Raw genomic sequence first — 20668 nt, 5'->3', positions numbered from 1 at the left:
GGTCGGTTGGTGCGGCCGCCCGGTGAGCGAGCACGGTTTGGTGGGGCATCTGCGATCTTGCAGCGGCTCGACTCGCGTCTGCTGGGGCTTCAAGTGCCGCCGGAAGTCGATGACGTCGACGGACGAGGGCGAGCCGGGGCTCTTCCTGAGCGAACTCAGAAACAGCCGCCGCTTTAAGAACCGGGGAATCTGACAGGGCGGTGACGGTGCTTCTCACGGCCCCGCCCCGTCCTGCTGTGAGATGCCGGCGCCTTCTCCCGCACAGAGGACCGCCGGCACCCGCATCCTAGCCACGCGAGCGACGGCCCGGAGAGCTCCGCCCAGCGCGGCGTGGAGCGGTCAATGGCAAGGGTGTCCGCCGGTTTCGTCACAGGCTGCAGCGCGAGTGAAACAGCTCGATTGCTCCGCTGGGTGGTCGACAGGACGTTTGCCAGGTTGCACGACTTCCGGCGCCTGCGCATCCGCTGGGAACGCAGGGCCGACATGCACGAAGTCTTTTTTGGACTCGCCTGCTGCCTCATCACCCGCGGGCAGCTCGGGGCATTGCGCTGACCTTCAGGGCAGGGGCGTTGGGCGCCCGTGGATGTCCGCGGCCCATGCCATGATCCGGCCTCATGAGTGACCGTTCGCTTTCCCCCGCCTGGTTGACCTCGTGGACCAGCACGGTCTCAAAGGCCCTGGAGGCCATGACAGACGAGTTCGAGCGCCGGCACGGCTTTGCCCCGGGAGCCAATGAGGTCCGGCTGGCCGATCACGCCGACCAGGCCGCGGCTCGCGCACTTGCCCAGGTCAGCATCGTCCCTGCCGGCCTGGGCACCTTCTACGACAGCATCGGCGACGTCACCTGGTCGGACGTCGGCAACGGCTACTTCATCGATCCGGCAGCTGATGTCCTTCTGCGGTTCAAGCAGTACGACGCTGTCGATGTCGGCGCGGACCAGAAGGACGATGGCCTGGTCATCGGCTCGAACGGTGGCGGCCTGTCCTATGTCGCCGGCCCCAGCGGAGCGATCTACCGGACGCGAACGGTGTCGCTGGACGAACCCGAGCTCGACCGGGTCGCTGATGACCTGCGGCAGCTTCTCGAGCTGCTGGAGCGATCCCTGACACAGTTCGTCGCCAACGGCGAGCCGGGAATCCTGTAGCCGGGTCGACCAACTGCTGCATGCCTGGGCCACCGACGCGGCCGTCCTGAAGGGCCGGCCGGGCTTCATCTCCACGCAGCTGTACCGAGGTATCGCTGGGAGCAGTACGTTCCTCAACCACGCCGTCTGGGAGTCGGTTGACCACTACCGCGCAGCTCGTCTCGACGACTCCGTTCGCGCGGCAGCACGCAAGCTCTATCCGGCAACCCTGGTCGCCAGTCCGCATCTGTTCAGAGCGCAGGCCGTGCCAGGAATCTGCGTCGCCTGACCAGAGCGTGTGGTCCGTGCAGGTCAAGTCGAGTTGAGCCACAGCCCCTTGGCTGATGACCCTGCCGAAATCAGAGACGACACGAATGTGACCGCTGCTTCGTGGGAAGTGGCGGTCCTGTCGCATACGCAGCCCCATGCCGGGGGTGCCTCTGAGTCGGGCGACGCAGCTCGACGACGCCGGTCGTGGGCCGGCCGATCGCTATCGGCGAAGTGGTGGTGAAGCCTGGCGCTCCTGGCAGGGACCGGACATCACCATTTCGTAGCCCGGAAGGTGGTGTTGACCGTGTCCCGATTCAGTAGTCTCCCGCTGCGTGAACTTCGCCGCCCAGGGCTTTTCAGGGGGCTCTGTTGCCAACGCCGAGACCAGGCGGAGCGGCGTCAGGGCGATGGCTCGGCAGGGGGCAAGAAGACGACAACTGTGTGGCTGTGCGCACAAGTCGCGCAAGGGTGGGGGAGTGGTTGTGGGCGGGTCAGGTGACCGCTGGTGTGCCGGTGGGCCCGCTGCGAGGCCGGCCACCGTCTGAGGTTCCCCTCGGGCCCGGTGGCACCACCGCCAGGTCATCCCATCGACAGGGGGCAACAGTCATGCCGGGCCCGGAGGGCAGCGGCTTTCTTGCAGGACCGCGAAGGACATGACGGGGGAGCGGGCCTACCTCGGGACTTCCTTGCCTCGGAGCTTTCCTGCCCCAGGGCTCCCTTGTGCCGCACCCGCTTCTAGACGACCGGTCTATTTGGATGCTACGTTTTCCTCATGCCCACTACCGCGCGCAGCACCGACACCCGACGAAGCATCCTTGATGTCGCTCAGCGGATCATGGCCCGCAAGGGCTACTCCGCGGTCGGCATCAACGAGGTGCTCGCGGAGGCCGGCGTGCCGAAGGGCTCCTTCTACCACTACTTCACCTCCAAGGACGCCTTTGGTGAAGCACTTCTGAAGAACTACTTCGACGAGTACGTCTCCGACATGGACCGCGTTCTCGCGCAGCCCGGCAAGGCGGCCGCCGAGCGGCTCATGGCCTACTGGCAGCAGTGGCGGGAGACGCAGAGTCTCGACGAGTGCCAGGGCAAGTGCCTCGCTGTGAAGCTCGGTGCCGAAGTCGCGGACCTGTCGGAGACGATGCGGCTGGCCATGAAGGCGGGCACCGGTGCCATCGTCGACCGTATCGAGCGCGCGATCGCCGGCGGTCTCGAAGACGGGTCGATCGTGATCGACGGCGATCCTCGCGGTACGGCGCAGGCCCTGTACGACATGTGGCTCGGTGCGAGCGTCATGGCCAAGATCCATCGCAGCCTCGCACCACTCGACACCGCCATGACTACGACCCGGCATCTGCTCCACCTCTGAGTCCGGCGGCTCCACGCCCGGCCGAGAGGTGCGGGCTTTCCTTTACCCAACTGTAGACGACTGGTCTACTGCACAGGAGAAACGCGACATGAAGGTTCTCATCGTTCTCACCTCGCACGACGAGCTCGGCAACACCGGCCGCAAGACCGGCTTCTGGCTGGAGGAACTCGCCGCGCCCTACTACCGCTTCCAGGAGGCCGACTGGGAGATCACCCTCGCCTCCCCGAAGGGCGGCCGGCCGCCCCTGGACCCCAAGAGCAACGAGCCGAACTTCCAGACCGAACTGACCCGGCGCTTCGAGACGGACACGGAGGCGATCACGGCACTGGCGAACACCGTCCGCCTGGACTCGGTCACGGCCGACGACTTCGACACGGTCTTCTACCCCGGCGGCCACGGTCCGCTGTGGGACCTCGCCGAGGACCCGGACTCCAAGCAGCTGATCGAGACGACTCTTCGCTCGGGCAAGCCGCTGGCAGTGGTCTGCCACGCACCCGGTGTCCTGCGCCACACCGTCAACGAGGACGGCACGCCGCTGGTGCAGGGCAAGGAGGTCACCGGATTCGCCAACTCCGAGGAGGAGGGCGTCGCCCTCACCGACATCGTCCCCTTCCTCGTCGAGGACGAACTCAAGCGCCTGGGCGGCCACTACACCAAGGCCGACGACTGGCAGCCCTACGTCGTCCAGGACGGCCTGCTGATCACCGGCCAGAACCCCGCCTCCTCGGGACCGGCGGCCGACGCCCTCGTCGAACTGGTCAGCAAGATGAGCGCGTGAGCACAGACTCCCCGTTCCCTGCGTGACGCACGACCGCCCCGGCCGGACCGGCCGGGGCGCCTGGCCGATGAAACCTCACCACAGTCAAGAGGGCAGCCGGGCGGGGAATCATGGCGCTCGATACCGCCGGGAGACACAAAGAGATTCCTCGGGCAGATGTGGCCCGAGCTCCCGCAGTTCTCCTCCGCGAGCCCTGGATCGCGCTGACCCACCCCACAGAGCTCTGCGCAAAGAGGGTGCCGACGCCGTCTGCCCGGAAGACCGATGGTGAGCCGGGTCGCGGAAGTAGCTGGTTGGCCTTCGGTCGTCCGGACAGCCGCCGGTCCGCTCCTTACGTCGCCGTCAGGCCACGGCCGAAGCGGTTATGGACGGTCGACCAGGCACCGCACTCCTTGCGGCGTCTTCCTCCACCCACCGCCGATCACGACCGCCGGCTCCTGCTCTCGAGCGGCTGAGGCAGCCGCTCGAGAGCAGGAGCCGCTTCCGCCGATGAGCAGGTACGGCCGGACGAACCCCCTCTTATGGTCCGCCGCCTGTACTCGTGTCGCACAAAGAGACCGACCGGTCCGGCCGCCGCAAAGGCGAAGCCCGCGCATCGGTCACGGTGCGATGTGCGCCTCGGACCCACCCGAAAACCGCAACACCTTCGTAGTCGCCTTGAATGGCTGATCCAGCCCGGACAGGTTCAGGACCAGGCCATCTCGCCGTGGCGGGAGACGAAGCGCCCGGTTCCAGCGCCGGGCCCCTCGGTGGCGAGGGCCACGATCGCGTCCGTGCCCTCGGTGACGGTCTGGGGGCCGCTGTGACCGTTGAGATCGGTCGCGGTGTAGCCGGGATCGGCGGCGTTGACGCGGATGCCCTTGAGCCCCTTGGCGTACTGCGTGGTCAGCATCGTCAGCGCCGCCTTCGAGGAGGTGTACAGCGGCGCGACGACGTGCGACTCGGGCCGGTCGGGGTCGTGGGTGAGGGCGAGGGAGCCCATGCCGCTGCTGACGTTGACGATCACAGGGTCGCCCGAACGGCGCAGCAGCGGCAGGAACGCGGTGGTGGTGCGGATGACGCCGATGAGGTTGACGTCGAAAACGGCGAGGGCGTCGGCGGCGGTGAGGTCGCCGGGATCGCCGGCGGCGCCGTGCACACCGGCGTTATTGATCAGGACCTCGATCCTGCCCTCGTGTTCGGTGACATTCGCGGCCGCGGCGGCCACGGACGCGTCGTCCCCCACGTCGATGGGAACGTAGCGTGCGCCGAGCGCTGCGGCGGCCTCCTCGCCCTGCTCGCGGTTGCGGGCTCCGACAAGCACGGTGTGACCGCACTCGATCAGGCGGCGGGCGGTCTCGCGGCCGAGACCCTTGTTGGCTCCGGTAATGAAAGTGATCGTCATGCCTTCGATCCTCCTGCGGCCGGGAGGCACGGACCAGGGAGACTTCGACGGTAGGAAGAGCAGTACCACCCTCGCGCCCGCCCCGACGACCATGAACGCGGGAGAATGAGGAACATGACGGCAAGACCCGGGAGCGGACTGGGCGCAATGATCCGTACGTGGCGTGACCGGCTGCCCCCGTCGGCCGCCGGACTGCCGACGGCACGAGGGCGCCGCACGACCGGGCTGCGGCGCGAAGAACTGGCCGACCTCGCAGGAATGTCGGTCGACTACATCGTGCGCCTGGAACAGGGACGCGCCACCACACCCTCAGCGAGCGTGGTGGCATCCCTGGCGCGCGCCCTGCAACTGTCCACGGACGAGCGAGACCACCTGTACCGGCTGGCCGACCTGGTCCCACCGGCGCACGGAACGGTCCCCGACCATCTCCCGCCCGGCGTTCAGCGGGTGCTCGCCCGCCTCGGAGACGTCGCGGTCGCCGTCTTCGCCGCGGACTGGCAGCTGATCTGGTGGAATCGCGGATGGGCCGCACTCCTCGGCGATCCCTCCGCCTCGCCGCCGCACCTGCGCAACTTCGCCCGTGACAGATTCCCGGTCGACGAAAGTCCCGTCCGCCTCGCCCTGTGGCCGGTGACAGAGACGGACCGGCTCGCCACCGACGCCGCCGTCGTCTCCGACCTACGCCGCGCCACCGGCCGCTTCCCCCACGACATGCGCCTTGCCTCTCTGATCCGCGAACTGATCGCCGACAACACCAGATTCGCCGAGCTGTGGGCGACCGGAGAGGTGGCCGCACACCGCCAGGACCACAAGACGATCGACCACCCCTCGGTAGGACCTGTCACGGTGGACTGCGACACCCTGACCGACGGCGACTGCGAACTCAAGATCGTGATCATGACTGCTGCGCCCGGCAGCGAGGACGAGACCAAGCTCCGACTGACCGCCATCGCCGGTCCACCGGCCACCACGCACAACTGATCCGACCCACGCGTCGATCGGCCGGCTGCATGTGCGCGGCGAGCGCCGAGCCACCATGCCGGCCGTCGATCCGGGGGGGGGAACCACCCATTCATCGGCATCCTGGGCATGGCAGGGGCGTATCGGTTGGACGGTGTAGGACGACGTCGGCGCGGCGCTTGATTTCCCGGTTCAGCCGCTCGAGCGGGTTCGTGGACTGGATCTTCTTCCCGTGCTGGTGTGGGAAGTCCGCGAACGCGGTCAGGTCCTCTTTCGCCTCCAGCAGCTTCTCTCTGACCTTGGGGAACTGGCGGCCGAGCCCCGTCAACGCTTCCGCAGCCTCAGGGACATCAGCGAAAGAAGCAAGGTCATGCCCGGCACGAACATGCTGCGACTACGAAGGAGACGAAGCCTCAGCCAAGGCTGCCCCAACCCATTTATCATCTCCGGCACGACGAGACATTCTCCTACCTTACGAAGAAGACGAATCCCGGACCGCAGCTGCGCACACGCCTGACGAAGAACATGCAGGCACCCCCCCGGGGCAGGCAGCCGCCGCATGCCTGTGCGCGGCCGCGCACAAGCACCCGACGGCGCCTCGCCACCAAGGCTCAAGGGAGCGGGAGGGAGCCGGGCGCCCGGTAACGGGCGCCCGGTGCGGCCGGTGTCACCGTGCCGGGCGAGGGAGTCAGGCCTTTACCGGCACCTTCTCGGTGTCTTCGCTCGCCTCGGCGGCCGGGGACGCTTCTGCGGCGGTGTCGTCCGCGGCGGGCGCGGACGCAGCCACGACGGTGTAGAGCACGGTGTTCTTCTGCTTCGTCCGCTCGACGAGGCTCTTGGCCACCAGCCGTTCCAGCGCGTTGCGCACGGTGTTGATGTCGCGGGCCCGCTCGGGATACTCCCGCTCCAGGTCGCTGACCACTTCACCCGCGGTGCGCGGCTGCCCGGTGTGCCGGCGCAGGATGCTCAGCAGCAACTCCCCCAGGGGCGGCTCACCGGACTTGACCGCCGTCTTCTTCACCGCGGGTGCCTGCTCAGCCGCTGCGGTCTTCTTCGCCGCAGGTGCCTTCTTCGCAGGCGCCTTCTTTGCGGTGGTCTTCTTCGCGGTGGTCTTCTTGACCGCCGTTTTCTTCGCCGCGGCCGGCTTGTCCCGCCGCTGCTTGGGCAGCGCGGAGGAAGCCTCAACAGCCGGCTCGGCCACGTCGGCCGGCTCCGCGGGCTTGGTCGTGTTGTCCTGCGGCCGCGCCGACTCGTCCTCGGGTGTCTGGGTATCGGCCTTGTCCTTGGCCGGGGCGGACACCGCCTCCAGTGCCTTCACCAGCCAGGCCTCGTCCACCACGAGTTGCTCAAGACGCTTGCGCAGACGGGCCTGTTCCTCCCGGTTCTCCGTGAGGTGGTGGGCGAACTGGGCCTCGTACTGGCTCTGCAGGCTCTGGGTGGTGGGCACTTCCGGCTCGTCGGCCACTGCGACACACTCCTTTGCACGGGGTTGTTGCTGCTGGATGCTACCCACCCACACGGTGCCGTCACCGCTGCCTCGGGCAAGCACCACCCGCGTGAACCGCCGTACACGTCCCTGCCTCACCCCGCGCACCGGTCCGCCGCAAGGAACACCGGACACGAAAACACCCCACCGCCTCCCGCTCCACGGCCCATCCCGACCCGTCCCGCGCAGACACCCTGCCCGGGAAGACGACACCGCCGTGACTGCGACTTCTCACTTCGTTGCCGAGCATGACCTTCACCGGCATGCCGGATGCCCTCGCTGTTCACGGCGCTGATTCGTTGACGGCATGGGGGAAGCAGCGCTGGCATCTTCTGGGAATGCCCAAAGCCTCGACATGAGACGTCGCACCCCGACTCCAGCGGCTACAGAGTTTTGTGTACCGGCGAGCCCGGGTCGTTGAGGAGCTCGTTGATGAGTTGCTCGGTCTCCATCTCCAGTGAACAGTCCAATGCCCGGTTGACCTGCTGGACGAGGACGATGGCGGTATGCAGCCCCTGCCGGTTTCCGGCCGCATACTCGATCCTGAACCAGTCCCGGTACAACAGCTCTGCCGTGTCGTCGACGTCGAGGCCGGTCGCGACGGCCTGACGGGCCGCGCTGAGATCGTGGTGCGGGCCCGCGGGGGCGCGGCAGGTGGCCACGGTGTGCGCCACGTCGATGATTCGCGTGATCATCTCCTGAGCGTGGGGCTCGGCCCAGGGCAGCGGCCGGCCGCCGAAAGGCTTGCCGCGGACCAGGGCGAGCGCCTTTTCCAGATCGGGCAGGCCGGACGGTCCCAGTGGCAGAGCGCGTTCGACGAGCTGCAGGAAGCGGGTCCAGTCGCAGCGCACACCGGGGGCGAGCCGGTAGGGGTCTGCGCCTGCCTTGCGGCGCGGCACGTAGGGATTGCCGGCCGGGTCGCTGCCCAGTGACCGGCGAAGACCCTGCATCCGGGCGTTGAGGGCGCTCAGTCCCCACGGACTGACGGGATCCATGTCGGAGCACACGGCGTCCGCGTTCCGCCCGGGCCGGAAGAACAACAGAGCGGCCAGCTGCGCCATTCGCGGGCCATGGCCGGTGCTGTCCACTCCCGTCACCTCGATGGGGCCCAGAACCCGGATCTCCGGGGCGTGCGGGTCACGATGTGTGTCCTCACTCGCCACCGCTTCCGCCTTCGGGGCTGTGGCCTCCGTCGCGGCGTGCTGGTGACCGGTTTCCGTGGGCTCCGGATCGTCTGCGGCCTGGGGCACCGCAGACTTGGCCGCCGAGGCGTGGGTCTCCTCGACCTGAGACGCTGGTGTGGCGGTGGGCAGGAGGCGAAGTCCGGTCGGGTCGGTGGTGGCGGCGAGCAGAGCCGGGAAGACGTCGCTGCTCACGTTTGCTGCCGGCGTCACCGAAGGGCTTGTGCCTGCGCCGGGCGCGGGCCCGGCCGACTTTTGGGGCTGGGTATGCCTGGTCTGCTTCGGCTGGTGCACGCTGTCGGGCTCGTCCGGGACGTCCTGCCACGGGCCCTCAGCCGGGTGCGGCGGCTGCGCGGACACCTTCAACGCGGTGGTGATCTGGAGGTAGGCGGCGTGCTCGAGGCGCTGCACCGTGATGTCGGTGCCGGCGAAATCGAGTTGCTGCGGTGTGCTGAGCGAGGCGTTGAGGATCTCCGCCTCGGGGAAGTGCGCGGCCGCCGTGCTCGCTGGGGCGATGAGGGTGACGGGAACCGTCCCGGCCTTGTCGATGACGTCGGTGAATTCCCAAGCGATGTCCGGGTCCAGAGACGATGCGCACGGCAGCACGTAGGGGTGGCGGCTGGTCTCGGGCATCTGATGGGCCTCAAGCAGGCGTTCACTCAGGTCGCGCAGTGCGTGTGTGGGCTGCCGCATGTGGGCGATCCGTGCGGTGGGCAGCAACTGCGGCAGGTCCTCGCGCTGCTCCTCGTCCATGGACCGATCATGGCGACCGGGTCTGACACGAGCCCAGTGTCGAGGGCTGGCTGCCTGCTCCGATGAAGCGCACTGCGCGGCCGCACTCCTTCCGGCCGGGCAGGTTCTCCCGCTGGGCCCGACGTGCCTGGCGGTGCACGGTGCCCACGCGCTTCGCGGGGCTGGGGCGGTGATGTCACATGTGTCGGGTGATGGCGGGGGCCGGCGCGCGGAACGCGCTGCGGTAGGCGTGCGGTGTGATGCCGGTGGTGTGGGTGAAGTGGTGGCGGAAGGTGTCGATGCTGCCGAAACCGGTGCGGTTCGCGATCGTGGCGATGGGCTCGGTGCTGGTCTCCAGGAGGTGCTGGGCCGTGAGGAGGCGCTGGGTGGTCAGCCACCGCAGGGGCGTGGTCCCGGTCTCGGTGCGGAAGCGGCGGGCGAAGGTGCGCGGGGACATCGCGGCGCGGGCGGCCATGTCGGCCACGGTGAGACTCTGGTGGAGGTTGTCCAGCATCCAGGCCAGCACGGGGGCAAGGGTGCCGTCCGGAGTGCGCGGGGTGGGCAGCTTGCGGTACTGGCCCTGGCCGCCTTCCCGGTGCGGGGGCGCGACCATGCGCCGGGCGATCATGTTGGCGGCGGCACTGCCGTGCTCCTTGCGCACCAGGTGCAGGCAGGTGTCGATGCCCGCCGCGGTGCCGGCGCCGGTGATGACAGGGTCCTCGTCGACGTAGAGGACGTCCGCCTCGACACGGGCATAGGGATAGCGGCGGGCGAGCTCGTCGGTGTACTGCCAGTGCGTGGTGCACCGCCGCCCGTCGAGGAGGCCGGCTTGGCCGAGCACGAACGCGCCGGTGCAGATGCTCAGCACACGGGCCCCGCGGTCGATACCGAAGACCTCGCAGAAGACGCCCAGCTCGAAAGCGTGGCTTCCCTCAAGGGCAAGGACAGCAACGTCGCGCAGCATCGGCGGGGACCGTGTTTCGTCGAGATGGCAGGATGTGCAGCCTACCTGGCATCACTGCCACTACCCCCGGGGGCATCCGACTGACAGGCTCAAGGACACGCCGAGGCGCCGGAACATACTGCGGGTCTCTCACCCGCACCGGCCCCGGCCCCGTTCTTCGTGAGGTTCGTAATGACTGCTTCCCTGACCCATGCCCCGGACACCGCGCAGCAGGTCGCACAGGTCCTGCGCGCTCTCGCCCTTGACGAGAACCTCAAGTGGCGGATCCCGGACGATCCCGTTCTGGGCCCGCTCGCCCGCAAGGTGGCCGGCCGTTACGTCGCCGGGCCTTCGCTGAACGACGCGCTGGAACGGGCATCGAGCGTGCTCGACCGCGGCCACCGGGTGAACGTGGAGTACATGGGCGAGAGCTGCCGCGACCCCGAGCGCGCCGTCGCCGAGACCGACGTGTTCGTGGAAGCCGCCCGAGTGCTGCCGGCCGGAGCGTCCCTCTCGCTCGACCTCTCCCACATCGGGCTCGCCATCGACACGGATCTGGCCCTGACCAACGCCACTCGCATCGCCGAGGCGACCTGCGGCACCGGGCGAGAAATGGTCATCTCGGCAGAGGGCTCGGACCGCACCGACGACATCCTGGCCCTCCACGCAAGGCTGTGCGAACGCTTCACCCACGTCGGGATCACCGTCCAGGCCCGGCTCCACCGCACCCAGGAAGACCTGCCGCGCCTGCTGGAGCGGCCCGGCAGAATCCGCCTGGTCAAAGGCGCCTTCCTCGAACCCGAAGACATCGCCCTGCCCCGCGGGTCCGCCGACCTGCCCGCCGCCTACCTGCGCTACGCACACATGCTCGCCGACTCCGGCCACCTGTGCTCCTTCGCCACCCACGACTGGCAGCTGATCGAACAGCTCGACCGGCACCTCGGAGGAGCAGGCGACCACCACACTGCCCCCTGGGAGTTCGAGACCCTGCTGGGCCTGGGCCCGGACCGGCTCGACGCCATGGCCAAGCACGGCCACCCCACCCGCGAGTACGTCGTCTTCGGCACTGAATGGTGGCTCTACGTCTGCAACCGTCTCGCCGAAGACCCCCAACGACTCCTGCACGCCGTCCTCGACGCCGCGACCCCCACCCGGCACTGACACCGCCCACCCCAGGAGCCAGCCGCAGCTCCACAGCGGCCGACGACGGCAACCGACCCAGGCCCCCCCTCCGAGGCAGCGCAGCGCGGCGCCCCTCCGCCGCGGGAGGGGAGGCACGCCGGGATGCGGGCGCCGCCGGATACGGTGGCCGGCACCTATCGTGTGAAAAGAGGACTCCCGTGTCCACCGTCCCGCCCGCTCTCATCGCTGTGCCGATCGAAGGCAGGGAGCCCTTCTGCCGCCGCCTGGCACTCGACGACGGCGCGGGACGGCTCGTGCGGTCCCCGGACCCCTGCGCAGCCGGTCCCTTCCACCGTGCCGGCCCCGGCCGGCTGATCGCCCCCGCCGCGGACACCCAGAAGCGCTGGGGCCACCTGGACCACCTCGGCCAGTAGCTGACCCCACCCGACCTCGAATACGCCGGGCCCTTCGACTGCGCCAGCCTCTCACCCTTCAAGCACGACGGCTTGTGGGGATACGCCGACACCGACGGCCACCACCGCATTCCCGTCCAATTCGCCCAGGCCGACCCGTTCCACCACGATCTCGCCGTAGGGCGCACCGAACAGGGCGCCGCCTACGCCGACACCACCGGCACGATCGTCATCGTCGACCCCTTCGCGGCCGCCGGTCCGTTCGGCCCGGTGGGCCTGGGCGGCGTACGGCTGCAGAGCACTAGACGCTGTGGCCACGTGGACCGGCAGGGCCTCCTCGCCATCCCCGCCCGTTTCGACGGAGCCCATCCTTTCGGCGCCGACGGGGCCGCCCCGGTACGGGTGGGGGACCTGCGGGGCCTGGTGGACACCGCCGGCCAGTGGATCACCGAACCGCGTTTCCGCGTGCTGCGCCCCTTCGACGCCGGCGGCTTGGCCTGCGCGGTGGAAGGCGAGCCCGGCCGCACCACCGCGGGCTTCATGAACTCCTCCGGCCGGATGGTCGTGGCCCACGACGGGGAGATGGACCCTCGGTGGGGCAGCGGGTTGCTCACAGCAGGTGACGGATACCTGCGCGGCCACCTCGATGCGACCAGTGCATGGGCGATCACCCCCCGGGACTCCTGGACCGGCCGCTTCGACACCGCGGGAGCCGCGCTCGCACGCCACCACACCACATCGTGTTGGGGCGTGACTGCGCACCGACGGCTCCGTCATCCCAGCACCCCATCCCGAGGCGGTCACCGACGAGAAGGGCTGGGTCATCGGCTTCGACGCCGCACACCGGGCCGCTCCCAGTTCCATGGCTTGGAGGGCCTCGACCGTGGCAGGGGTGTAGGTGGACATGGACGTCATGCGTCCGCCGGTCACCGGCCCGCGGGGGAGAGCGTCTGGGGGTTCGCCGTCGCGCTGGAGCAGGATCGACTCGTCGCTGTGGATCAACTCGAGCCACTCCTGACGATCGTCGGGATGGGAGCCGTCGAGGAGGCGCGAGTCGAACGGGTCCGCGCCCGGGCCGCTGACCCGGACGTAGGCGTGCGGGAGCAGGATCTCGCGTGGCAGCGCGAGCAGAGCCTCTCGCACCGGACTGCGGCTGAGCTCTCCGCTCTCCTCAAGCCGGGCGACCATCGTGGCCCGGGCCGCCACAGCCTCGGAGGTGTCGGCGGCGGACTGCGGCGGCAGGAGGTCCGCGACGGGCACGATGTTGTCGGTCAGTACGGTGCACTCCAAGGGATCGGGTGGTGTGGCAGCGGAAGTCGCCGCCGAGTTCGGCACCTTGTTCACGAGGCATCGCCTCCAGGTGAGCGGTCGTGCCGTGCGTCGTCCGCGAGCGCTGGAGTGGGCATGGTGGGAGGGGAGATCCGGGCTGCGGGCGGCGACGGCAGGGTGGTGGCGGGCGGATCCGGCATCTGCCGTAGGGCGCGGATCGGGGAGCGGGCGAGGACGACGAGCGTGGAGTCGACGCGGGTGGCGTCGTCCAGCGCCTGGTGAGCCGCAGCGGCGCCCTGCTCGGGCTCGCCCTCGGTGAAAAGTGCGGCAGCCAGGCCGATGCGATCCATGACACGGACGCGGTCGAAACCGGGCCTGCGCGGGGCGAGCGCGTCCGTGAAGTGATCACTGGCGCGACGGTTCCGGCCGTGGTGGTGCGCGTACCTGAGAGGGACGCACCACCACGATCGTCACCCTGTCACCTGTCACTCCGTTCGCCGCGGCCCCCTACTGGGCGGTCCGCTCGCACGTTCCAGCGTCCGTCGATGCAGGTGAGGCGCATGGGATGGTCGAAGCACTTGCTGATCTGGTCGCTGGTCAATACCTCGTCGGCCGGGCCGGAGGCGAGGCGGCGCCCGTCCCGCAGCAGCATCACATGGGTCGTCCCCGGGGGGAGTTCCTCCAGATGGTGGGTGACCAGCACCGACGCCAGACCGGTGTACGTGCGCTGCAAGGTGTCGATCCGTTCGATGAGCTGCTCCCGGCCGGCCACGTCCAGACCGGTGGCGGGCTCGTCGAGCAGCAGAAGCCGGGGGCTGGGCATGAGAGCCCGGGCGATGAGCGCACGGCCTCGTTCCCCCTGGGACAGGGTCGGCCACCGGGCGTCGCGACGGCCGTCGAGGCCGAGCAGGGCGATCAGCCTGTCGGCCATGGCGATCTGTTCGTGCGTCGGCTCCCAGCGGGGCACCCGCTCCAGGGTGTTGGTCAGACCCGTCAGTACGACGTCGTGCACCTTCAGCGGTGACCGCGGGTCGTGCCGGGGATCGACATGGCCGACGTAGGAACGCAGCCGGCGCATGTCGGCCCGGCCCAGCCGGTGGCCCAGCACCTCGACGGAGCCGCGGGTGGGATGGGTCAGCGCCCCGAGGAGAGCGAGCAGCGTGCTCTTGCCCGCCCCGTTGGCCCCGAGCAGCGCCCAGTGTTCGCCGGCTCGGACGGTCAGTGACACCTCGCGCAGGATCGGATTGCCGTCGCGTATGACGTCCACGTCCCGCACGGACAGAACCGGGGGTGTACTCACGAGCTGACCCGCCCGGAGCGGTTGACGGCGGCCATGACCGCGTGGACGGAGGCAGTGAGCACCGAGGTGTCCCAGCCCGCGCCCCAGCGGACCACGTCGTCGACGCGGCACTCGGCGTAGGCGATGGCGGGGCTGTTCGGGCCGGTGGTGGTGGAGTGCTCGGTGTAGCCGAGGATGTCGACGGTGACGCCGATGCCGTGCAGGGCGTCGGCGAAGGCGGACAGGGGTCCGTTGCCGGTGCCCTCGCAGAGGTGCTCCTGACCGCCGGTGCGCAGGGTGCAGATGAACTGGTGTTCGCCAGGGGCGGGTTCGGCGGTGTTCCAGGACTCCAACGTGACCGGGCCGTCCAGGGCCGGGGTGAGGTAGGTGGTGTGGAACAGCTCCCACAGCTCCTTGTGCGACAGCTCCTCGCCGGTCGAGTCGGTGACCTGCTGCACCGTGCGGGAGAAGTCCGGCCGCATGGCCCGGGGCAGGTCCAGGCCGTGGTGGGTGTGGAGGAGATGGGCGATGCCGCCCTTGCCGGACTGGGAGTTGATGCGGATGACCTCTTCGTACGTGCGGCCGATGTCACCGGGATCGATGGGCAGGTACGGCACCTGCCACGGCGCCTGTTCGGCCGGGACGCCCTGCTCGGCGGCCTGCTTGGCGTGATGGGCCATGCCCTTGGAGATCGCGTCCTGGTGGGTGCCGGAGAAGGCGGTGTGCACGAGGTCGCCGCCGTAGGGGTGGCGCGGGTGGACCGGCAGACGGTTGCAGTACTGCACGACCTCGCGCACCGCGTCGATGTCGGAGAAGTCGATCATCGGGTCGACGCCCTGCGCGTACAGGTTCAGTGCCAGGGTCACCAGGTCGACGTTGCCGGTGCGTTCACCGTTGCCGAACAAGCATCCTTCGACGCGCTGCGCGCCCGCCAGGACGGCGAGTTCGGCGCAGGCGACGCCGGTCCCGCGATCATTGTGCGGGTGAACTGAGAGGATCACCGCGTCACGGCGGGCCAGGTGACGGTCCATGTACTCGATCTGGTCCGCGTACACATTGGGGGTGGCGATCTCCACGGTCGCCGGCAGGTTGTGGACCACCGGCCGGTCGGGGCTGGCCTCCCACAGTTCGGACAGGCTGTTGCACACCTCCAGCACGAAGTCCGGCTCCGTGAGGTTGAAGACCTCGGGGGAGAACTCGAACCGGATGTCGGCGTGCGGTCGTTCCTCGACACGGCGCAGCAGATAGGTGGCGGCCTCGTGGATCAGAGCGTGCACCTCCGCGCGGGAGCGGCCCAGCACGACGTCCCGCCAGGTGGGCGCGGTCGCGGTGTAGAGGTGGACGAGGGTGCGGGGCAGCCCTTCGACGGAGGCGACGGTCCGGTCGATCAGGTCCTGCCGGGCCGCGGTGAACACGGAGACGGTCACGTCGTCGGGGACGGCTCCGCTCTCTGCCAGGTGCCGTACGAAGTCGAAGTCGGTCTGGCTCGCGGAAGGGTAGCCGACCTCGATCTCCTTGAAGCCCATGGTGACCAGGAGATCGAACATCCGGCGTTTGCGCTCGGTGTCCATCGGTTCGGCCAGCGCCTGGTTGCCGTCCCGGAGGTCGACGGGCACCCACAGCGGGGCGCGTCCCAGCCGGCGCGACGGCCAGGTGCGATCTGTCAGCGGCAGGGCTACCCGTTCGTGCGCGGACTGGTAACGGTGGTGCGGCATCGCGCTCGGACGCTGGGGGTTCCACCGGGGCGCGTCCGCGGGGAGGTCACCGGAGGGGGTGCGCAGGGTGGGGAACGTCGTACCGTGCAGAAGGGGGGAGGAAGCCATCGGTGCGGAACTTCTTTCAGTCAGCCATCCGGAGACCGGCTCGACCCGGAACCCCGCTGCGGGGTGCCGGTCGTGTGTCAGGCCCCGCAGCGGCAGCCGAGGAGAAGAAGCTCGTGCAGCAGCATGCGGGTACAGTAACGACACCTCAGCTCCTCAGACAAGCTGAAAGATTTGGGAAGGTGAACCTCACATGTCACTAGGCGTCCTACGCCCGTCCCCCTTGGTCGAACAGGCCACCGCTCGGCTGCGCGAGCAGATCACCAGCGGTGAGTGGGCTGTAGGGACCAGGCTCCCCAGCGAGACCACCCTGGCCAAGTCCCTCGGCGTGGGGCGCTCGACCGTTCGTGAGGCCCTGCGGGCCTTGGCCGGTGCAGGGCTGGTCCAAGCACGCCAGGGCTCCGGAGTGTTCGTCATCGCGACCACACCCGAGGAGGACTGGTCCATACAGCTTCGGCAGGCGGCCATCACCGATGTCTACGAGGTCCGCATGCTCGTCGAGGTGGAGGCCGCGCAGTTGGCGGCCCGACGGCGTACCGACGAGGACATCGCGGCCATCCGGAAGGCGCTGACCGTACGCCGGACCGCCGGGGACGCCGACAACGCCGCGTTCGTCGAGGCCGACATCGCTTTGCACGAAGCGGTGGTCGCCGCAGCACACAACCCCGTGCTGACCGGCCTGTTCACCCAGTTCGTGCCGATACTCAAACAACGACTCCTTGATTTGGTCGAATTGCTCGATCTGCGCTCTGAGGACCCGCACCACGGCGAGGAGGGCCACGCCGCTCTCGTGACCGCGGTGGCGGAGCGGGACGCCGAGGCCGCCGGAGCCGCGCTACGGGATGAACTGGAACAGACACTCGCCCTGCTGCACTCCCTGTGACCCCGACATCCCTCGGAAAACGGTGGGCATGATGAACGCCGGACCCTGGATACGCCAACACCTGTCCTTACCGAAAACCTCCTCCGTGCAGGTGAGAAAAGGCGGACGGCCTTCGCGACCGACGCTCACTGCAGGACGCTTTTGGCGCTGAAGCCCATCAGCCCGGCAACGTGATCGCCCATGCTCCTGCGACTGTCCTGCCTGAGCGTGAGCAAATGCGCCCGCGCTGCTATGCCTACTCCTGGTTAGGGACCGGGACAAGGACATCGAGATCCTGGCTCTGCGACATCAGGTCACAGTGCACGGTCTCCGCGGTGGAGGCAGCAACCCGAACAGCAGTTCCACACAGACGACCATGCGCAGCCGGTCGCCTTCATCCCGCAGGCTGACACCGATCTTGTGAAGGTCTTCCTGACTCGCACGCGGCTCGAAGCCGTCATGCTCGGGCATCCAGACGGAGTGGGCAATCACGGAGGGCACCAGAGACAAAGAGAAGCCGGCTGGTGCCGCATTCCTGTGGGCAGCGGCCTGCTCGCCCCAAGACGGTTCCGTGCGAGACGTTTTGACCCACCACTTGGACCTTCGAAGCGGACGTTGGCCGGCTCTTCCGCACCGATCGCGGCCGCTGGGCGCACCGTCGGTCAGGCGCTTGCCGGGCGGGGACGCGGACGTATGATGTAGCGATCAGGGCCGAAGCACGACAGGTGCGGCGATTCGCCATCGCGTCGGCTCACAGGGAGAAGTTGGGGTTCGAGTCCCCAGCGCCTTACGGCGTCTCGTCCAATTGGCAGGACACTCCCGTCCTCCGTCCCGTTGGCGGATCAGCGATCCGACAACGGGACGGAGGACACCTTCTCATTCTTCCCTCGCGCTCGCATTCGCATCGCATGTCAGGTCCGGTCCCATCCCGTGGAAGTGGGACTCGTGAGTCGGGCTACGTTCCACCCCTCCCGGCTTCCGCCGCGCAGCCTCTCCAAGAGCTCTTCCTGACGCTGTGCCAGGTGGCCTATGACGCGGATCGCCGGCAAAGCGACGTGTTCCGGTGCGGCTTTGTCCTCGTGCTGGAACCAGTTGCCGAGGAACTCGAGTGTCATGTCCACCAGAGCACGTCCCGAGTGGACGTCCAGGAGATCGGAGGCGGACACGAATTGGCCGTCGTGCAGAGCAGTGTTCCGTATGACGTACAGCCAGTCGAGACTCTTCTCGAACTGATTTGCGATCTTCTCGATCCATGCGGCAAGCGAGGCGGGGTCGGCAAGCATGGCGCGCCAGTCATGCAGCCGGACCGCAGTCTCTCCCTTGAGGAAGCCGAGGAGGCCGCCAAGAGCGTCGGCCGCCGTCTGCAGTGCCGGATCCGCGTCAACGGGTGCTGAAATCGCGTCTAGCCAGTGGTCGGGCCTGCGCAGCACACCGTCGTCGCCGACCCCGGTCCAGGCGTCCAGCACCTCGAGTTGTGCTTCGGCCCTTTGTGCTTCTTCGAGCGCGGCGCTCCGTTCGGCTGCGGCGGCCCGCGCCGCGATCGCTTTCTTCGCCACGGTCACGGCGTGCTCGCCCGAGGCCTTGCGTGCAGCAGTTTCCAGCTTGTCAGCCATGGCATGAGCATCATGATGTGTCGCACGCGCGGCCGCCACCTCTGCCGCCACGGCAGTACGCGTCCGTTGGTGGAGGTCGACGACCTGCTGACGGACGGCCTGGAGACTCAGAGCCCGAGCCAACTTGCCTACGCTGTCGGGCTTCACTTCCAATGCCTCCAACGCGGCCCAGCACAACCCCGCGGCCGTGGTTGGCGCCTCTGTCACCCGGGCGATATGCGCGGTGCGCAGACTTTCACGCAGTGCGGACGGCCAGCCCGTGGTCAGAGGCCGCACCGGACGCGCGCCCAGGGCAGGTACAGAAAGCCGCAGTGTTCGGCGCGCGACCGGGTCGAAGGCGAGCGTCTCAGGACGCAGCCGGATCTCCGATGTTCGCTGGCCCGCCACGTATTGGTCGAGCAGTTCCGAGGCTCTTTGCCGACCGAGAAGGGCTGCAGCACCCAAGTCCCGGGCACGAACACTGAAGGTCAGCACAACCTGGCCGCCTGCCTGGTCCCGGGACCAGGTGCGGCGTGCGTCGGACGCGTGTCTGGCCATGTCGATCAGAGCCTTCAGGTCGGACGCGCCTTGGCCCCATCCGGCCACAGAATCGCCCGGCGCAATCGCCGAAGGCGCGCAGGCCGGTTCCATCAGATCCTCCAGCCCCTCCAGTTTGGAGGTGCCTTCGACCACCACGGCCACTCGCAGGTCACGCTCCGCAGGGAGCAATACCTGCGACAGTTGATCGGCGTCGAGGCGCCCCCTGCTCAACATCGCGCGCACCTCCGCGCTGAGCAGGTAATGCTGGCGGCCTTCGATGACGCACAGGGCCGCCATCTCGCGCGCGAGCCGCTGCCCGGCATCCGGTGTCACGCATTCTCGCCACGCATCCGCAAGCCCTGCGACAACCGCGGCCCGCAGGTCGGCCCGCGCAGCCTGGACCAGCGCTGCTTTTGCCCGGCAGTCCGCCGCACTTTCAAGGCCCCCCGCGCCGCCTGCCGCAATCGAGTTGAGTACGGCGACGGCTGCATCGAGCCGGCCCGCCGGTACGTGCAGACTGACCGTCTTCAGTTCCTCGAGTGAGGCCTTGATCAGGCCGAACGCGAGATTCGCGTAGGGCTGCGCCTTCACCCGACCCGGCCGAGCCCGCGACTCCAAAGCGGAGTGCGCCCGAGCGAGCGTCACAACACCCGTCAGCTCACAGCCGACATGCCGAGTCAACACCGACACAGGATCACCAGCCGCCAGCACGGCCTCGAGCACGGCCCGTTGTCTCTCGCTGAGCCCCGCCCTCCCACAAAGACGAATCAACTCGCCCTGAGCACTCACCAATGACATGCCCAGACCCTACAAGCCCGCAGCTCAAAGCCTCCTCGACCGAAGTGCACGCAAGCGCTCACTACTGAGCTTTTCGTTAGTTCTGTGGTGGTTGGGGATGAACAGTCAGGCCGGTGTGGGTGAGGAAGGACCAGGGGAGTTGCTCGCTGGAGCAGACTCGGTGGATGCCGCGTTCAACTGCGTCAGCGACATCGACGGGGTGGTCGCCGGCGAGGTTGGCCAGCTCGCGGGTCTTGACGGCCGACCACAGCAGTTCGACCGGGTTGGGTTCGGGTGCGTGGGCCGGCAGCCGCTCGAGGGGGAGCCAGTCCTGCTCGGCCACCCAGGCCCGCATGCCCCGACTCCAGTGGGCGGACAGTCCGTCCCCTACCAACACCACCGACCCACCGGCGTGGAAGGTCTTGATCTGTTCCAGCACCTCGATCAGGGAAGTGGTGTCGTAGCTGCCCGGCTTGAGGTGGAAGCACAGCCGCGGGCCGCGTTCGGGGTGGGCGGCGTGGTAGCCCAGCGCGGCGGCCATCGAGGCTCGTTTCCAGTCCAGCCGGTACCGCAGAGTAGGGGTGCGGCCGCGGGGCGCGTAGCTGCGACGCACCTCGGGCAGCAGCGACACGCCTGATTCGTCGGGGAACACGATCCAGGCACGTTTCTTCATCGCCCCGTTACCTTTTCCGTGGCCCCGCAATGGGGCTCCCGGTCTCCGGGTCCGGCATGACTTGCGCCCCTTGTCGACCATGGTCGAAAAAGTGGTG

General features: G+C 68.6%; 16 protein-coding genes and 4 pseudogenes. 10 read left to right on the top strand and 10 right to left on the bottom strand.

Annotated elements, in window-relative coordinates; translation table 11 throughout:
- Positions 1-405: 405 nt before the first annotated feature.
- The 5 genes and pseudogenes from ACH4F6_RS30180 to ACH4F6_RS30160 all read left to right on the top strand — a co-directional run.
- Positions 406-552: pseudogene (locus ACH4F6_RS30180) on the top strand (IS5/IS1182 family transposase); the annotation flags it as partial.
- Between the two features lie 134 nt (positions 553-686).
- Complete coding sequence (locus ACH4F6_RS30175) at positions 687-1145, top strand: SMI1/KNR4 family protein (protein WP_397963691.1); 459 nt, start codon at positions 687-689, stop codon at positions 1143-1145.
- A gap of 13 nt (positions 1146-1158) precedes the next feature.
- Complete coding sequence (locus ACH4F6_RS30170; protein ID WP_397963690.1) at positions 1159-1413, top strand: antibiotic biosynthesis monooxygenase family protein; 255 nt, start codon at positions 1159-1161, stop codon at positions 1411-1413.
- A gap of 753 nt (positions 1414-2166) precedes the next feature.
- Positions 2167-2760, top strand: coding sequence for a TetR/AcrR family transcriptional regulator (locus ACH4F6_RS30165; protein WP_397963532.1), 594 nt, complete (start codon positions 2167-2169; stop codon positions 2758-2760).
- A gap of 88 nt (positions 2761-2848) precedes the next feature.
- Complete coding sequence (locus ACH4F6_RS30160) at positions 2849-3538, top strand: type 1 glutamine amidotransferase domain-containing protein (RefSeq protein WP_397963531.1); 690 nt, start codon at positions 2849-2851, stop codon at positions 3536-3538.
- Positions 3539-4223: 685 nt separating this feature from the next.
- Here ACH4F6_RS30160 and ACH4F6_RS30155 read toward each other — a convergent pair.
- Positions 4224-4922, bottom strand: coding sequence for an SDR family NAD(P)-dependent oxidoreductase (locus ACH4F6_RS30155; protein ID WP_397963530.1), 699 nt, complete (start codon positions 4920-4922; stop codon positions 4224-4226).
- A gap of 114 nt (positions 4923-5036) precedes the next feature.
- On the opposite strand from ACH4F6_RS30155, the gene ACH4F6_RS30150 reads away from it, so the two are divergent.
- Complete coding sequence (locus ACH4F6_RS30150) at positions 5037-5903, top strand: helix-turn-helix transcriptional regulator (RefSeq protein ID WP_397963529.1); 867 nt, start codon at positions 5037-5039, stop codon at positions 5901-5903.
- Between the two features lie 139 nt (positions 5904-6042).
- Here ACH4F6_RS30150 and ACH4F6_RS30145 read toward each other — a convergent pair.
- The 4 genes and pseudogenes from ACH4F6_RS30145 to ACH4F6_RS30130 all read right to left on the bottom strand — a co-directional run.
- A pseudogene (locus ACH4F6_RS30145) lies at positions 6043-6201 on the bottom strand (transposase); the annotation flags it as partial.
- Positions 6202-6570: 369 nt separating this feature from the next.
- Positions 6571-7347 carry a BlaI/MecI/CopY family transcriptional regulator gene (locus ACH4F6_RS30140; protein ID WP_397963528.1) on the bottom strand — a complete coding sequence of 259 codons (777 nt, stop codon included), beginning with the start codon at positions 7345-7347 and terminating at the stop codon, positions 6571-6573.
- 404 nt (positions 7348-7751) lie between these two features.
- Positions 7752-9284: pseudogene (locus ACH4F6_RS30135) on the bottom strand (hypothetical protein); the annotation flags it as partial.
- 193 nt (positions 9285-9477) lie between these two features.
- Positions 9478-10245 carry a helix-turn-helix domain-containing protein gene (locus ACH4F6_RS30130; RefSeq protein WP_397963527.1) on the bottom strand — a complete coding sequence of 256 codons (768 nt, stop codon included), beginning with the start codon at positions 10243-10245 and terminating at the stop codon, positions 9478-9480.
- 171 nt (positions 10246-10416) lie between these two features.
- Here ACH4F6_RS30130 and ACH4F6_RS30125 point away from each other — a divergent pair, with 171 nt between their 5' ends.
- From ACH4F6_RS30125 to ACH4F6_RS30115, 3 genes and pseudogenes are all read left to right on the top strand, one after another.
- A complete protein-coding gene (locus tag ACH4F6_RS30125; protein ID WP_397963526.1) occupies positions 10417-11385 on the top strand; it encodes a proline dehydrogenase family protein in 969 nt (322 codons plus the stop codon).
- A 179-nt stretch (positions 11386-11564) separates the two neighbouring features.
- Positions 11565-11780 (top strand): hypothetical protein, encoded by a 216-nt coding sequence (locus tag ACH4F6_RS30120; protein WP_397963525.1) that lies wholly within the window; start codon positions 11565-11567, stop codon positions 11778-11780.
- A gap of 72 nt (positions 11781-11852) precedes the next feature.
- Positions 11853-12227: pseudogene (locus ACH4F6_RS30115) on the top strand (WG repeat-containing protein); the annotation flags it as partial.
- An 872-nt stretch (positions 12228-13099) separates the two neighbouring features.
- On the opposite strand, the gene ACH4F6_RS30110 reads toward ACH4F6_RS30115, so the two are convergent.
- The 3 genes from ACH4F6_RS30110 to leuA form a co-directional block, all read right to left on the bottom strand.
- On the bottom strand, positions 13100-13378 hold the full coding sequence (locus ACH4F6_RS30110; protein ID WP_397963703.1) for a hypothetical protein: 279 nt from the start codon (positions 13376-13378) through the stop codon (positions 13100-13102).
- Between the two features lie 128 nt (positions 13379-13506).
- On the bottom strand, positions 13507-14328 hold the full coding sequence (locus ACH4F6_RS30105) for an ABC transporter ATP-binding protein (protein ID WP_397963524.1): 822 nt from the start codon (positions 14326-14328) through the stop codon (positions 13507-13509).
- The gene (gene leuA, locus ACH4F6_RS30100; protein WP_397963523.1) at positions 14325-16130 is read right to left on the bottom strand and encodes a 2-isopropylmalate synthase; all 1806 of its coding nucleotides are present in this window, start codon (positions 16128-16130) and stop codon (positions 14325-14327) included. Before leuA ends, ACH4F6_RS30105 begins: the two co-directional genes overlap by 4 nt.
- A gap of 190 nt (positions 16131-16320) precedes the next feature.
- Between leuA and ACH4F6_RS30095 the strand changes: the two genes are divergently transcribed.
- Positions 16321-17010, top strand: a complete 690-nt coding sequence (locus tag ACH4F6_RS30095; RefSeq protein WP_397963522.1) for a FadR/GntR family transcriptional regulator — start codon at positions 16321-16323, stop codon at positions 17008-17010.
- A gap of 890 nt (positions 17011-17900) precedes the next feature.
- On the opposite strand, the gene ACH4F6_RS30090 is transcribed toward ACH4F6_RS30095, so the two are convergent.
- Both ACH4F6_RS30090 and ACH4F6_RS30085 read right to left on the bottom strand, forming a co-directional pair.
- Complete coding sequence (locus ACH4F6_RS30090) at positions 17901-19844, bottom strand: hypothetical protein (protein WP_397963521.1); 1944 nt, start codon at positions 19842-19844, stop codon at positions 17901-17903.
- A 151-nt stretch (positions 19845-19995) separates the two neighbouring features.
- Positions 19996-20571 carry a transposase gene (locus tag ACH4F6_RS30085; RefSeq protein WP_397963520.1) on the bottom strand — a complete coding sequence of 192 codons (576 nt, stop codon included), beginning with the start codon at positions 20569-20571 and terminating at the stop codon, positions 19996-19998.
- Positions 20572-20668: the final 97 nt, after the last annotated feature.

It is taken from the genome of Streptomyces sp. NPDC017936, from assembly GCF_044328485.1.
Lineage (GTDB): Bacteria > Actinomycetota > Actinomycetes > Streptomycetales > Streptomycetaceae > Streptomyces.
This window is presented reverse-complemented; position numbering and strand designations above follow the sequence as displayed.

Excerpts from the sequence above, each read along its gene's own strand:
- ACH4F6_RS30085 (WP_397963520.1), bottom strand. The coding sequence starts at position 20,571 with ATGAAGAAACGTGCCTGGATCGTGTTCCCCGACGAATCAGGCGTGTCG.
- ACH4F6_RS30175 (WP_397963691.1), top strand. The coding sequence starts at position 687 with ATGACAGACGAGTTCGAGCGCCGGCACGGCTTTGCCCCGGGAGCCAAT.
- ACH4F6_RS30110 (WP_397963703.1), bottom strand. The coding sequence starts at position 13,378 with ATGGATCGCATCGGCCTGGCTGCCGCACTTTTCACCGAGGGCGAGCCC.
- ACH4F6_RS30155 (WP_397963530.1), bottom strand. The coding sequence starts at position 4,922 with ATGACGATCACTTTCATTACCGGAGCCAACAAGGGTCTCGGCCGCGAG.
- ACH4F6_RS30165 (WP_397963532.1), top strand. The coding sequence starts at position 2,167 with ATGCCCACTACCGCGCGCAGCACCGACACCCGACGAAGCATCCTTGAT.
- leuA (WP_397963523.1), bottom strand. The coding sequence starts at position 16,130 with ATGGCTTCCTCCCCCCTTCTGCACGGTACGACGTTCCCCACCCTGCGC.
- ACH4F6_RS30125 (WP_397963526.1), top strand. The coding sequence starts at position 10,417 with ATGACTGCTTCCCTGACCCATGCCCCGGACACCGCGCAGCAGGTCGCA.
- ACH4F6_RS30130 (WP_397963527.1), bottom strand. The coding sequence starts at position 10,245 with ATGCTGCGCGACGTTGCTGTCCTTGCCCTTGAGGGAAGCCACGCTTTC.
- ACH4F6_RS30160 (WP_397963531.1), top strand. The coding sequence starts at position 2,849 with ATGAAGGTTCTCATCGTTCTCACCTCGCACGACGAGCTCGGCAACACC.
- ACH4F6_RS30150 (WP_397963529.1), top strand. The coding sequence starts at position 5,037 with ATGACGGCAAGACCCGGGAGCGGACTGGGCGCAATGATCCGTACGTGG.
- ACH4F6_RS30095 (WP_397963522.1), top strand. The coding sequence starts at position 16,321 with ATGTCACTAGGCGTCCTACGCCCGTCCCCCTTGGTCGAACAGGCCACC.